Genomic DNA, 13984 nt, shown 5'->3' with positions numbered 1-13984 from the left:
CATTCGTCCGATATGATCGCGAGCCAACGTTGCGCGCGCCGCGACTGTCACGACACCCCACTATCTCGCCCCGATGTCCATCACCGTCAATTTCCCCGCCGAAGTCCGCGACTGGATTGCCGCCAATCTTTCGCGCGGCGTCGCGCCGCAAGCGATCGTCAACGAACTGGTGAGCCGCAACAACGCGGCCGAGCTGGCCGCGGCGATGGTCGAGGCGGTCGCGTCGGCATTCGTGCACGGCATGGCGCTGCCCGGCGACAAGCTCGAAGTCGGCGGCGCGCCGCTCAGCTACCAGCCCGAGCCGCTGCGCGTACCCGACGGTCCGCTGATCCAGCTCGGCGAGCGCAAGGTGCGCGTGCTATCGCGGCTGCAACGGCCGGCCGCCGTGCACCTCGCCAACTTCCTGAGTGCCGACGAATGCGAGCAGCTGATCGCGCTGGCACAGCCGCGGCTCGACCGCTCGGCCGTCGTCGATCCGGTGACCGGCCGCGATGTGATCGCCGCTCATCGCAGCAGTCACGGGATGTTTTTCCGTTTGGGCGAGACGCCGCTGATCGCGCGCATCGAGGCACGCATCGCGGAACTGACGGCGACGCCGGTCGAGAACGGCGAGGGCCTGCAGATGCTGCACTATGAGGAAGGCGCGGAGTCGACGCCGCACGTCGACTATCTGATGACGGGCAATGCAGCGAATCGCGAGTCGATCGCGCGCAGCGGCCAGCGCATGGGCACGCTGCTGATGTATCTGAAGGACGTGGAAGGCGGCGGTGAGACGGTGTTTCCGCAGCTCGGGTGGTCGGTGGTACCGCAGCGCGGGCATGCGCTCTACTTCGAGTACGGCAACCGCTACGGGATGTGCGATCCGAGCTCGCTGCACGCGAGCACGCCGCTGCGCAGCGGCGACAAGTGGGTGGCGACCAAGTGGATTCGGACGCGGCGGTTTGTGCCGCGCATTCAGGCTTGAGAAGGATCGACCGAAGTCCGAACGGCTCGCGCGAGCCTTGGTCAGCTTCGCGCTGCTAGCCGAGGCAGGCTGCAGCGCGAAGCCAGTGCGAGTAGGGGCACGTCAGACGCCGCGCCCTCGAAGCAAGCTAATCAGAACTGCTCGATCCATGTGGCGAGGCGGTCAGCGGCAAACTCGCTACCGCGTTGCGCCGGCCGGAACGCGATCGCATTGCCTTCGCGTGCCGGCTGCAATGCACCGTCAGTGCCGTCGAGCCACAGCAGGCTCGCCAGCCATGCCGCGTGTCCGCTCGACACCGCGTTGTTGCCCGGCTCCGCGAGAAACTCCGCGAGCGTGGCCGGCTGGTCGCACACGAGACCATCGCCTGCGCGGCGCACATTGATGCCAGCCTCGGAAAACGCCCCGGCCAGCGCCGTCAGCGCGTCACTCGCGGTCACGTTCGCGCCGCCGTGCCGGTTGCGCAGCGTGGCGAGATGCGCCGCGACGGCATGACCGAACGCGCCGCTGCGGGCACTCTCGGCCGCGATCAGGTCGGAATAGTCCTGCAGCAGCCAGTCCGGCTCGGAGTTCGGCACTTCGGCGAGCACCGCCGCCGCAAGATACGTCTCGACCGGCTGGAAGCGCTCGGGCCCGATCAGCGTAGCCGACAGCGAACGCACCAGACCAATCCGCGTGGCGACCACCTGCTTTTGCAGCACGCCCAGCTTCTCGCGCACCAGCGTGTCGCGCTCCTTGCGCAGCTCGGCCAGTTCGAGCGCCTGCTTCAGCTCCATGCGCAGCGCCGTGATGTCCCACGGCTTCTTGATGTAGCGATGGATATGGCCGAGGTTGACGGCCGCGACGGTCTGATCGATTTCCGAATACGCGGTGGTCAGAATCCGCACGACATGCGGAAAGCGCTCGCTCGCATAGCGCAGCAGCTCGTTGCCGAACTCGCCCGGCATGCGCTGGTCGGAGACGAGGACGCCGACCCGGTCGCCGTGCTCGTCGAGCAGCGCCTTGCCCTCTTCCACCGAGCCGCCAGTCAGGACCGGCGCCAGGCTTCCGATGGCACGCTGGAAGTACTTTACGGCAGTAGCTTCGTCATCGACGAAGATGATCGCCGGCGCCAACTCCTCTGTGGCTTTTGCTTCGTTCATCAACAACTCCTGTGCGTTTGACCTTTGATATGGGGGAAATCCAGCACTACGGTGGTGCCTCCCCCCGACGTGGACTCGATCCTGAGTCCGCCGCCACAGGACTGCATGACACGGTTGCATAGAATCAGGCCCAAGCCGTTCCCCCCGGATTTCGCGTGCGTTGTAATTGGGTCCGTCAACAGGCGGTCTTTGATCTCGGGCGGAATTCCGGGCCCGTTGTCACAGATGCCGATGCTCGGGTGGGGTTCCGTTGTTACGGTAAAGCGCACCGACGGCGACGGCACATCCGCGAGCGCGCGCAACGCGTTGGACAGCAGCGACGACAGCACGAGCGCCACGCAATTCGGCTGCGTGAGCACGGCAAAGTCGCTTTCGACGTCGACCTGCACCCACGAGCGCTGCGCGGTCGTAAACGGATACGTATCGAGCAACGCCGAGATCAGCCCATGCGCGGTGCTCTCGATACGCGCCTCATCGCCCTCCTGTTGCCGGCGCCGCCCGTTGTGCACCGAGCGCCAGAACGACGACACCACCGCCATGCAGTACTGCGCGCTCTCGCGCATCGATTTCGCGGCGCCGAGAATTTCGCCTTCGGCATCGCGCTCCGCGTCGGTGCGATCTTCGATGCTGTGCGCGTTCAACGCGATCGCCGCGAGCGGCGTGTTCAGTTCGTGCGCGATGAACGCGAGGGTTTCGTCGATCGCGATCAGACGCTGATTCTGCATCGCGCGTTCGTGGTAACGATCGAACGCCAGTTGCAGCGTATCGCGCACCGCCGCCGGCTTGAGCGGCTTTTCGAGGATGCGGAACACTTCGCCGGTATTGACCGTCTGCAACAGCATCTCGACGTCGGCATAAGCAGTGACCAGAATCCGCACGATGTGCGGATATTCCAGCGCCACCTGGCGCAACAGTTCGCCGCCGTCGCGCCCCGGCATGCGGAAGTCCGTGACCAGCACCGCGATGCGCGCACTGTCCTGCTCGAGAATAGCGATGGCCTCGTCGCTGCTGGTCGCGAGCAGGACCTCGTAATCGGCACCGACGGTGCGCGCGAAATATTTGCACGCCAACTCTTCGTCATCGACGTAGAGAAGAGTGGGCTGGGTCTGTCGGATGTCGTTCATGGTGTTTCTCAGGGTGCGGGCGACAAATCGAAACTGAACGCAGCCCAACTTCCCAGCTCGCTCTCAGCAAACAGCAGGCCGCCATGGCGCTCGATCACCGCATAGCTGATCGACAATCCGAGGCCCAGGCCCTGTCCCACTTCGCGGGTGGTAAAGAACGGTTCGAACACGCGCGCGATATTCTCCGGCGCGATGCCCGGCCCATTGTCTTTTACCGTCACGTGCAGGCGCTCTTCCGTCCATCTGACGTTGACGTGAATCGCCGGCGCGGGCGTGCCCGCCTTGCGCATCGCCAGCACCGCGTTCGACAGCAGGTTGATCAGCACGCCGATGATGGCCGCCTCGTCGCCCTGCACCAGCGTATCCGCGGGCAGCTCGCGCGTTACGGTGACGCCGCGCAATTCATGCCCGACGAGCCGGATCGCCGAATCGAGCGCTTTTTCGAACAGGAATGGTGTGCCCAGCTCCGCCTCGGCGCCGGGCTTGCGATACGCGAACGTCTTCAGGTCCGACACGATGTGCTGGATGCGCTGCATGCCCTGCCGCGCATCGACCAGGCATTCCTGCAGCGTCGGCTCCTTCTTCGCGATCGGCTCCTCCAGCGCAACCTCGATCGCCATCAGGCAGAAGTTCACCGGGTTGTTCACTTCATGCAGCAGGCCCGCCGCGAGCGTACCGATCGCCGCCATTTTTTCCTGCTGCAGCAGTTGGCCCTTGATGTCGAGCAACTGCCGATTGATCACTTCGAGCTCGGCGTTCTTCGCGGAGACCTCCGCGTTTTTCTCGGACACCTCGGCCTTCAGGCGAAACAGCATGAAGCGCACGCGTTCGTTGAAGAACGTGTAGACCGCACTCGCGGCCGCGGCGAACAGAAGCAGCAGAACATTGACGGTCATCGTGCCGAGCGGCACACCGCCATGCGGAGGCAACAGGCAGGCCAGCAGATACAGCAAGCAGGACAGCACGCCGAACACGAGGTTTTGCCACAAGCCGAATGGCAACGCAATCCCGGACGCGAAAATGGCCAGATTCAGGCCCATGTAGTAGGGCGACAGAACACCGTCGGTGCGCCAGATCATCCATGAAATCATCGCCTGCGGCAGCAGCAGCCAGGACAGCGTCAGCCATGGAGTAAGCCGTCGCCCCATGTCGGTGTCGAGCAAGGCGACGATACCGCCGATCATCAACGACACGAGCAGTCGCGCGAGCGCGAACGACGTCTGATACTGCGGATACTGCGCGTAATCCAGCCCCACGCCGAGCAGCACGAGCGCAATCGCGGTGCACGCGCCGCCCCGGCTGAACGTGACGCGAAAGTCGGCCAGCTCGGTTTGATAGCCGCTCTGCAGGGGACTGGTAGTCATGGACAGGGATGTCGACACGGTTTCAGAGGATCGTTGCTTCCGCGAACACATTCACCCCGGTCTCGTCGACGTAGAGCTTCTGGTCAGTGGAGTTGGGGGGAAGCAGCGAGCTCATGCCGCTCTCGTTCCGATAGATCAGGTACCACTCGAGCAGATGCTCCATCCCGTACTTCTCCGGATTCGCGGAATGGACGTTGGTGACCAGCAAGTGGCCGCCGGGTCGCGTGCGTGCGGCGAAGTAACTGAGCAGACGTGCGCAGACCTTGTCCGACAGATAGTCGAACAGACCGGCGCAGTACACCGCGTCGAATTCGCGCGCGGACGGGTCCGTTGAAATCTTACGCTTGAGCAGGTCGTGCACCGACTGATGCACCATTTGCACCGAGACTTTATGGCCCGCGGCGTGTGCCGAGCTGTCGATCGCGTCCTTCGTAAAAGCGAGCGTTTCCTCGCTGAAGTCGACCAGCTCGAACGACAGCAGCTCCGGATGCGGATACTCACGCACGAAGCGCTGGATCTCGAAAGCGGGCCCGCAACCGACGTTGAGGATGCGGAACGGTCTGCCGGCCGCACGCGCCGCCTCGGCCTGCCGCGTCAGAAAGTCGATCAGCAGCTTGATGCGGTTGCGGTGCGCGGTTGCGACCGCCGCCTGCAGGAACGCGGTATTGACGATCTGGAAGTAAGTGGTCGGCCCCTGCTGCGGATCGCTGAGGATCTGATTGACCATCTCGTAGTCGCCGGCATAGCCGAGCGGCTTCGTGAAGGTGCGGTAGACGAACGGCGCGCGCAGCAGCAACGGATGCAGCGCTGATTGCGCGTACGTGCGATGCACGGGTGCGATCTCCGCGTCGACGCGCTCGGCCTCTTCCTCGAGACGGTCGAGATAGAACTTGATCTTGAGCATGATCGGCGTGGCGAGCTCGTAGAACAGGTCCTCGCGCAGCCTGCCGCCTTCGCTCTTCGGCAAGCTCTCGGTCAGGTCGACCTGCTCCACCCAGCGCGACACTTCCGACAGGAACGCGCGCATCTCGTTCACGACGATCTGATAGTCGCGGCGGATATTGAAGCGCGCGTCCCAGTCGCTAATAAAGAGTTCTGCTTCCCGGCCGACCGACTTCGCTTCATTGGGCAGAACGCTCAGCTCGCGCCATTCGTCGATGAGTGCCAGTGAAACCACCGCGGTCAGACCGGTGTTCACCAGACTCACCACCACCGCCTTGCCGAGATAGGCATTCTTGGTGCCCATGCGCACGCTCAGCTCGCTTAAGACCTCGCTGACCTGCACGATGGAATAGGGGTTATAGACCTCCATGACCAAAGACTTTCTCTGGAGGTTAATGATCGTCCCACGCACATGCTCGCGCTGCGAGTTGCGGAAGCTGACCACCGGGTCGATTTGCGTTTGAGAGTACACGGTATTAGTACCTGAGGAATCCGGGAACGCAGCAGGGTGTTGGAGAAGTCCAGTGAATGGCTGCCGCACGCACGACACCAGCGACAAGTCGTGGACGCGTTTCAAACCAAAATTGAGCCGGAAACACCAAAGCCCTTTGCCAGAATGGCTCCAGCGGCTTGCAGTGTAACATCAACAGATTCAATTCTCACTGAGGTTAAATTCAGGTTGAAACGTATACGCAAGGTTTTCTTGCGAGCATGTCCATGCTATAGAAAGCCGTTTTTGCAAAGAATAGTTTGAAACGAGTTGGCGACCGCATTGGCGCAATCGCCGACAATTCGTTTCCCGACAAAGACTTGCAATCGCATTACCACGACGGCGACACGATCCGCTATAGAGGGGGTGCGTTACTTGCGCCTTTCCGATCTATGCCCGTTGGATAGACCGGCGCTTTGACGCAATACCGCTTCGAGACTCGAAACGATGTGAAATGAAGCGGCAATTGATGCCTTGTGCATTCGCCGAATAAGCTTTTTTTTGTTTTAACGCAATTCACGTCCGGCGCGGCAAACGTTTCTCTTTTCACTCGTCGACTCATTCGTGCAAGGCCAAACCTTTCACGGCCTTGTCGACGGCTTTCTTCGGTCCGTGCAGCGCAAGACCGACGAGGTCGAGATTCGCCGCGTCCTCGGCGCGAAACACTGCGCGGTTCGCCGCGTCATGCCCCGTCGAAAACATCGCGTGCACATACGGCACGATTCTGAGCTCGCGCGACAGCGCCTGCCGATGCGCACCTTGCAGACCGGAGCGGTCGGCGGCGAACACCATCATCGGCTGGCCGAGCATGCGGCCGTAGCGGTGCCCGGCGGCATCCTCGTAGGGCTCGCCCAGCGCATCGGGCGCCGCGGCCGCGACGCCGGTCGCGAGAAACGCGACCACATTGAGCTTCTGCCAGACCGCGAGATCGCTGCGCACGATCAGCGCCACTTTGGTATCGAACATGATGACTCCTCGTTGAGCCGCTCATGATCGACGATGCCGCGCGATCAGTCTGGAACGTTTGTGCACATCTGCCGGTACGCGGCTGGCGTCATCCGGTACGCGCGACGGAACCAGCGGCCGAGATGGCTCTGGTCGGCGAAGCCGACTTCGGCCGCGACCTGAGCGGGCGTGCGCCCGGCCGCGAGCAGGCGCCGCGCGGCGCGCAGGCGCAGGCGCACCAGATACGCGTGCGGCGACGTGCCGAACGCGCGCTGAAACAGACGCGTCAACCTGAACCGGTCGATGCCGGCAAGTTCGGCGAGTTCGTCGAGCCCGAGATTGCCGTCCATCTGTTCGTGCAACAGATCGCGCACCCGCGCGATCGCGGGCGACGCGGCGGGGTCGCCGGTGAGCGGCGCGTCGCGCAACTGTGCGCCGAGTCGCAGCAGCAGACGATCGAGCGCCTGGTCGCGCGCGAGCCGGCCCTCGTTGCCGTGAATCGCGACGAACGCCTGGCGGATCGCATCGACGAGCGCACGGTCATCGACGAGCGTATGGCCGAATGCCGCTTCGACGCCGGCCAGCCCCGGCAAGTCGAGCCGGCGCGCCGCGCGCTCGACCCAGGCTTGCGGCAGATACAGCATCGCGTACGTGAAGCCGCCCGCCTCGGGCGCGTGGCCGTCATGCAGTGCGCCGGGCTCGATCAGGATCGCGCGGCCCGGCACGCTCGTGTGCAACGACCGATGACATTGGAAGCGTTGCACGCCCTGCTCGGTGTAGCCGATCAACATGTCGTCGTGATCGTGCGGATCGTACGCATGGCCGCTGAAATGCGCGCGCAGACTTTCGATGCCGGTTTCGGCATCGCGGCAGGCGGTTAGCCAGTTGGCGGGATCGGGTGGAGTGAGCATGGGTTTGCGCTGGCCGGCCGCGGGCGATGCGGCCAGCGGATAGTGTACGGCAGCGTGGGAATCGGGATCGAGGCTCGCCAGCGCCAGGCGCTTGCGAAGCGAGCCGCGCCCGGGTTCACGGCTTCTTCGTGCGCGGCGGCCGGGCGTTGACGAACGGGTTGTAGCCGTGCGGGCTCGCGGGCCGATCCGGTTGTTGGTTCGCGCGGCGGCGCTTGCCGGATGGTTCGTTGCCGGACAATTGCGCAAGCAGTTCTTGCGATTCCGCTGCCGTTTCCGTCCGCGTTTCCGCCTGCGTTTCCGCTTCCGTTTCATCCGCCGGCGGTACGGCTTTTCTACCGCGTCTCGCGGGCTTCGGTTCGGCTTGCGAGGCGACGCCCGCGATGTGTTCGATCACGGACATGAAGGATGCCGATGCCGATCGAAGCGGCTGTCCGGGCAGCATCGTCAGCGCGACGATTTCGTGCAGTGAACGGCCATCTACGGAACGGCCCTGCACGGTGCCACGCCAGTCGACATTCGCTTGTGCGAAAGCGCCGACGACACGTTCGAGCACGGCCGGCGATAGCACCCCGCCGTCGTAGAGGCGGATGACGACGCCCTCGAAAATCTGAAACGAGCTGATGTCCGATGCTTTCGGCGCCACGGTTTGTCGCCTGGTGGTTGGTCTTGCGGTTTCGATCAGCAAATCACATGCCGAGGCGACGGGCCGAGTCGTCGGTATCGGTCTACGCGAGCAGCAGTAAAGCGTCCGCCAGTGACAGCACCGTGGTGCGTGAATCGAATGCGGTTGCAAACAGATGTTCATGGACCACCTGGTCCGGGTCGTAGCAGCAATCCTTGACCGTGTACAGGCGGAAGTCGGCGTCGCTCGCGTACGCGACCGAGGAAAGCACGACTCCGGTCGACGCGATGCCGACCATGATCAGCGAATCGATACCTTGCGCGGAAAGTCTCGCCTCCAGATCAGTGCCGAAGAACACGCTCGCACGATGCGCGATGACGAGCGGTTCGTTGGCCTGCTGGCCCAACTCCGGCGCGGTCCGGTCTTCGAGGAACAGGCCAAGTCTTTTGATTCCCTGCCCATTCCTGTTCAACGGGCTGACTTCCGGATAGCCCGGACTGAACCGGAGATTGGCGAAATAGACGCTGACGCCTTTGGCGCGGGCCGCGTCGCATAACCTGCGCGTATTGGCGAGCAACGCCGGCGCGACCGATGGAAACAGTCCGAGAATGTCGGTCTGGTAGTGCATCACGATGAGCGCGGTTCCCGATGGCGTGATGGCCTCGTTCGCGATGTGGTCAGAACCTGCGTTGGTTGTCATTGCGCCACCTTTATTCCGGTTCCACGTCCTGTTGTCAGAGCGGCCGTTTCGATGCCGTGGCAATCATACGCCCCCCGTCCGCTTGCTACACTACGTACCAAGGTCGCCGGCACTCCCGCAAGGGTAATGAAGCACCTGCGACGTAACTTCGCAAATACAGAGGATGAGCATCCAAATGACGCTTTCGACGAGAAAATTTGGTCGTACCGGCTGGAATGTGTCTGAAATCGGTTTTGGGGCATGGGCGATCGGCGGCTCGTGGGGCAGCGTTGCGGAAGATGACGCCAAGGCCGCGCTGAACGCCGCGCTCGATAACGGTGTCACGTTCATCGACACCGCCGATGTCTACGGCGACGGTCGCTCGGAACGGATCATCCGGGACGTGCTGCGGCAACGAGGCGGCGAACGTCCCATCGTCGCCACGAAGCTCGGGCGCCGACTCGACCCGCATGTGACCAGCGGCTATCTGAACAAGCGCGAACTCGAAGCGTTCATCGACCGGAGCCGCGCGAACCTCGGCGTCGACACGCTCGACCTGGTGCAACTGCATTGCCCGCCGACCGAGGTCTACTACCGTCCCGAAGTGTTCGACGCGATGGACGACTTCGTCGCCGCCGGCAAGATCCGCTATTACGGCGTGTCGGTCGAAAAGGTCGAAGAAGCGCTGAAGGCGATCGAATATCCGAATGTGGTTTCGGTGCAGATCATCTACAACATGTTCCGTCAGCGTCCCGCCGATCTGTTCTTCAGGCAGGCGCAAAAGAAAGACGTTGCGGTGATCGCGCGAGTGCCTCTGGCGAGCGGCATGCTCACGGGCAAGCTGTCTGCGGAATCGGTTTTCGCGTCGGACGATCATCGGGCATTCAATCGGCATGGCGAGGCGTTCGATGTCGGCGAAACGTTCTCCGGCGTGCCCTACGACGTCGCGTTGAAGGCGGTCGACGAACTGCGCGGCCTCGTACCCGTGGACGCCTCCATGGCGCAGCTGGCCCTGCGCTGGATCCTGATGGAGGATGCCGTCTCCGTCATCATCCCTGGCAGTAAAAACGCGGCACAGGCGGCGTCGAACGTCTCGGCCGCGAACCTCGCGCCGCTGTCCGACGAGCTCATGCAGCGGGTCCGGGAAATCTATCAGCACCATATCGCGCCCCACGTCCACCAGCGCTGGTAAAGGCAACGCGGTGGCGGCTTCGCCGCGGGCGCATTCGACATGCCGCGAGCACTCGGAGTAAATTGTGCTGGCACCTCGACTCTGGAGAACCTCATGACAGACATCGCACTTGCACGCAAAGATGCTTGCCTCGCAGTGGTTCATGCGGTATTGACGGACTTGAGCGACGACAGCAATCTGATCGGCGCGGCGCTACGGGTTGCGGATTACCTCGTCGATGATCTCGAAGGCAAGATCACCGAGACCGACGCGATCCTGCTCGCCGTCACCGCGCTAACCAAGGTCAATCGCGCGATTCGCGAGTGGAACGACGTGGATGGCAACGAGATGGACGCGATGAGAGTCGCGGACTTCGTCATCGATGAACAAATGAACGGGTACGACAGCGCAACCATTCCGCATCAGCCTACTTCGTCAGCGGAAAGAATCGAGGCGCGAGCGGCCGCGGTGATCCGGCCGACGGGGTCGCCGGCACGGCCCGTTCACCACTGAGTTTCGACTTTCACTGCGGGCGTGCTACCGCCGCCCGATTCATCGGCTGGAGGGTGGCCATCGCCAGCCCCGCTCCGGCGAACGCACACGCGGCGCAGACGAGCGCGACGGCGCGCAGCGCGTCGGTCATCGAATCGGCTTGCGCACGCGCCACGGCTGCGTCGCGCGGCGCAGGCGAGGCGCCCGCTGGCGCTCCCGCTTGGTCGACCGGCGCCAGCAGTTGACCGCTCTGGCGCGCATCTTGCGGTACGTGCAGTTCGTCGAGGCGCGCCGATAGCGCCGCGTGATGCGACCACACGAAGACGATGCCGAGCACCGCAATCGCCAGCAAGCCCGCCACGCGCGCAACCGCGTTGTTGATGCCGGACGCCACGCCTGTGCGGTCGCTCGGCACCGCGCCCATCACGGTCGTGGTGAGCGGCGCGACGGTGATCGTCATGCCGAGCCCGAGCACGACGAGCGCGGGGAAAAATCCAGTCAAGTAGCTGCCGCGCACGAACGGCAGCGCCAGCAGCGTGAAGCCCATTCCGGCTACGGCCGGGCCAACGGTCAGCAGCGCACGCGCACCGAAGCGGCTCGTCAGACCGCCGGTGAAGCGCGATAGCAATCCGATGATGAAAGGCACCGGCAACAGCGCCGCGCCCGCTTGGGTCGCGGTGAAGCCATGCGCGCGGATCAGCGTGAACGGCAGGAAGAAGAACGCACCGCCAAGGCCGAAGTAAAGCAGCAGGGTGACGAGGTTGGCACCGGTGAAGTCGCGCGAGCGAAACAGGTCGAGCGGAACCATCGGGTTGGGGCTGCGCGCTTCGATGATCACGAATGCGGCGAGTATCAGCACGCCGGCGCCAATCGCACCGAATACGAGCGGATGCGCGAAGCCACGCGCCGACGCCTCGGTCAGGCCGAAGGTCAGCGCGGCGAGTCCCGTGGCCGCGCTCAGTGCGCCGGGCCAGTCGAGCTGTCGAGGCGCATCGGCCCGGTGGCTGTTGGGCACCGCCAATATCGCGAGCGCGATGGTCAGCGCCGCAAGCGGGACGTTCAGGAAGAAGATCGCGCGCCACGACCACGCGTCGACGAGCCAGCCGCCCGCCACCGGCCCCACGGCCGACGTGCTCGCGCCGACGCCGGCCCAGGTGCCGATCGCCCGTCCGCGCGCGGCGTCGTCGAACACCGCGCCGATAATCGCGAGACTGCTGGGCACGAGCAGTGACGCGCCGATGCCCTGAACCGCGCGCGCGGCGACCAGCGCAGACGCATTCGGTGCAAACCCGCAAGCGGCCGACGCCAGCGTGAAAAGCCCGACGCCCGCAATGAACACCGTGCGCCGGCCGAGTTTGTCGCCCATCGATCCGCCGACCAGCACGAGGGAGCCGAGAAACAGCAGATACGCGTTGACGACCCACTGCATCGCCGCGACGCTCGCGCCGAGTTCGCTTTGAATGGACGGCAACGCGACGTTGACGACGGAGCCATCGATGAACGCCATGCTCGAACCAGCGATGGTCGCGGCGAGCGCGAGCCGCTTGCGCCGGCACGGCCGGTCAATCGTGAGGGGCTGTGTGCGGATGACGAGCTCGTCGCACGGACTCGCCTGTGCGGCAATGATGCGCGCCGTATTCGGCTTGCTGCCTGGATGATCCGGCATGGCCACGTTTCCTCCAGTGCTGATCCATGGAGACTTAAAGCCTGTGCGTGCCACCGGGGCTAGTCAACCCCGCAGCGCAACATCGCCGAGCGCGTTTTGCCCATTCGGAGCGCCCGGCGCCGCCCGGCGGGACGCTAAAGACTTCGCCGGCGCACGGTTACAGGCGATAATCGGTCGGAAGCAATCGATCTGAAAAAGGCGGAGAAGGAATGGACAAGCAAGGTTTCACCACTGGCATCGTTCACGGCGACAGAATCGCGGGCACTGAGCACGGCGCCTTGCGCCAGCCAGTTCATACGTCCGTGCAATATGGTTTCGAGCGCGTCGAGGACCTGATCGGCGTGTTCCAGGGCACGAAGAAAGGCGGCTTCAATTACGCACGGCAGGGCACCCCCACCACCGCCGCGCTCGAGCGCAAAATCACCAGCCTCGAAGAAGGCGTCGGCACGGTGTGCTTCAGCACCGGCATGGCCGGCATCACCGCGACGTTCCTCACGCTGCTGCGCGCGGGCGATCATCTGGTGTCGAGCCGCTACGTGTTCGGCAACACCAACAGTTTGTTCGGCACATTGCGGGCGCTCGGCGTCGAAGTCACGACCGTCGACGCGTGCAACCTCGACGACGTGAAGAACGCAATCCGGCCGAATACGCGCATGGTGTTCGTCGAGACCATCGCGAATCCGGGCACCCAGATTCCGGATCTGCAAGGCATCGGTGACGCGTGCCGCGAGCGCGGCATCGCATACGTGGTCGACAACACGATTACCTCGCCCGCATTGTTCAAGCCAAAGGCGGTCGGCGCGAGCCTCGTCATCAACTCGCTGACAAAGACCATCGCGGGTCATGGCGCCGCGCTCGGTGGCGCGGTGACGGATACGGGCCTGTTCGATTGGAGTGCGTATCCGAATATCGCCGACGACTATCGGCGCTCGGCGGCGAAGGATCAGGGGCTTCTGCAGATCCGCAAGAAGGGCCTGCGGGACATGGGGGCGTCATTGTCGTCCGAGCAGGCGCACTCGATCGCGATGGGCGCGGAAACGCTCGCCTTGCGCGTGAAACAGAGCAGCGACAATGCGCTCGCGCTCGCGCAGTTTCTCGAGGGGCACGAAGCGATCGGCAAAGTGTTCTATCCTGGCCTGAAGAGCCATCCGCAATACGAGATCGCTCAGACGCTGTTCAAAGGCGCGTCGTGGCTGTTGTCGTTCGAGTTGCTCAACGCGGATCGCATGATCGAAGTCGTCAACGCGCTCAAGCTGCCGGTCAAGGCGACCGGTCTCGGCGACACGCGCACGCTGATCATTCCCGTTGCGCCGACGATCTTTTTCGAAGCCGGGCCGGAAACGCGCAAGGCGATGGGCATTTCCGACGGCATGCTACGGCTCTCGGCAGGCATCGAGGATATCGACGACCTGATTGCCGATTTTGCGCAGGCGCTGAAGTTGGCGGCGTAGTTGGCGGGACTTTGAAATTGGAGC

At 63.8% G+C, this 13984-nt stretch carries 13 protein-coding genes; 4 read left to right on the top strand and 9 right to left on the bottom strand.

Translation table 11 applies throughout. The features are described 5' to 3' along the window. Nucleotides 1-73: 73 nt before the first annotated feature. Entirely contained in the window at nucleotides 74-964 is an 891-nt protein-coding gene (locus VSR82_RS07420) for a 2OG-Fe(II) oxygenase (RefSeq protein WP_410850170.1), read from the top strand. A gap of 131 nt (nucleotides 965-1095) precedes the next feature. Here the strand turns inward: VSR82_RS07420 and VSR82_RS07415 are convergent, their stop codons facing one another. The 8 genes from VSR82_RS07415 to VSR82_RS07380 form a co-directional block, all read right to left on the bottom strand. Continuing rightward, nucleotides 1096-2103: a response regulator gene (locus VSR82_RS07415; protein ID WP_368583119.1), complete on the bottom strand. Its 1008-nt coding sequence runs from the start codon at nucleotides 2101-2103 to the stop codon at nucleotides 1096-1098. Continuing rightward, on the bottom strand, nucleotides 2103-3227 hold the full coding sequence (locus VSR82_RS07410) for an ATP-binding protein (RefSeq protein ID WP_368583121.1): 1125 nt from the start codon (nucleotides 3225-3227) through the stop codon (nucleotides 2103-2105). The genes VSR82_RS07415 and VSR82_RS07410 overlap by 1 nt, the downstream gene beginning before the upstream one ends. 8 nt (nucleotides 3228-3235) lie before the next feature. Then, nucleotides 3236-4591: a sensor histidine kinase gene (locus tag VSR82_RS07405; RefSeq protein ID WP_410850168.1), complete on the bottom strand. Its 1356-nt coding sequence runs from the start codon at nucleotides 4589-4591 to the stop codon at nucleotides 3236-3238. 22 nt (nucleotides 4592-4613) lie between these two features. Next, nucleotides 4614-6005 (bottom strand): class I SAM-dependent methyltransferase, encoded by a 1392-nt coding sequence (locus VSR82_RS07400; RefSeq protein ID WP_368583123.1) that lies wholly within the window; start codon nucleotides 6003-6005, stop codon nucleotides 4614-4616. 576 nt (nucleotides 6006-6581) lie between these two features. Continuing rightward, nucleotides 6582-6989, bottom strand: a complete 408-nt coding sequence (locus tag VSR82_RS07395; protein ID WP_013092622.1) for a DUF2000 domain-containing protein — start codon at nucleotides 6987-6989, stop codon at nucleotides 6582-6584. Nucleotides 6990-7033: 44 nt separating this feature from the next. Beyond that, a complete protein-coding gene (locus tag VSR82_RS07390) occupies nucleotides 7034-7879 on the bottom strand; it encodes an AraC family ligand binding domain-containing protein (RefSeq protein WP_429456102.1) in 846 nt (281 codons plus the stop codon). A 115-nt stretch (nucleotides 7880-7994) separates the two neighbouring features. Continuing rightward, nucleotides 7995-8522: a hypothetical protein gene (locus tag VSR82_RS07385; RefSeq protein ID WP_429456103.1), complete on the bottom strand. Its 528-nt coding sequence runs from the start codon at nucleotides 8520-8522 to the stop codon at nucleotides 7995-7997. Nucleotides 8523-8604: 82 nt separating this feature from the next. Further along, the gene (locus VSR82_RS07380; protein ID WP_368583126.1) at nucleotides 8605-9201 is read right to left on the bottom strand and encodes a cysteine hydrolase family protein; all 597 of its coding nucleotides are present in this window, start codon (nucleotides 9199-9201) and stop codon (nucleotides 8605-8607) included. Between the two features lie 175 nt (nucleotides 9202-9376). On the opposite strand from VSR82_RS07380, the gene VSR82_RS07375 reads away from it, so the two are divergent. Beyond that, entirely contained in the window at nucleotides 9377-10372 is a 996-nt protein-coding gene (locus tag VSR82_RS07375; RefSeq protein WP_368583127.1) for an aldo/keto reductase, read from the top strand. 93 nt (nucleotides 10373-10465) lie between these two features. Then, the gene (locus VSR82_RS07370) at nucleotides 10466-10864 is read left to right on the top strand and encodes a hypothetical protein (protein ID WP_429456104.1); all 399 of its coding nucleotides are present in this window, start codon (nucleotides 10466-10468) and stop codon (nucleotides 10862-10864) included. A gap of 10 nt (nucleotides 10865-10874) precedes the next feature. Here the strand turns inward: VSR82_RS07370 and VSR82_RS07365 are convergent, their stop codons facing one another. Beyond that, nucleotides 10875-12515: a DHA2 family efflux MFS transporter permease subunit gene (locus VSR82_RS07365; protein WP_429456105.1), complete on the bottom strand. Its 1641-nt coding sequence runs from the start codon at nucleotides 12513-12515 to the stop codon at nucleotides 10875-10877. Between the two features lie 203 nt (nucleotides 12516-12718). Between VSR82_RS07365 and VSR82_RS07360 the strand changes: the two genes are divergently transcribed. Beyond that, entirely contained in the window at nucleotides 12719-13960 is a 1242-nt protein-coding gene (locus VSR82_RS07360) for a cystathionine gamma-synthase family protein (protein ID WP_429456106.1), read from the top strand. The last annotated feature ends 24 nt before the right edge of the window (nucleotides 13961-13984 follow it).

Source organism: Burkholderia sp. JPY481 (assembly GCF_038900515.1).
In the GTDB taxonomy this organism is placed as follows: domain Bacteria; phylum Pseudomonadota; class Gammaproteobacteria; order Burkholderiales; family Burkholderiaceae; genus Paraburkholderia; species Paraburkholderia youngii.
Note: the sequence above shows the minus strand (reverse complement) of the source record. Positions and strands in the feature narration are given on the sequence as shown.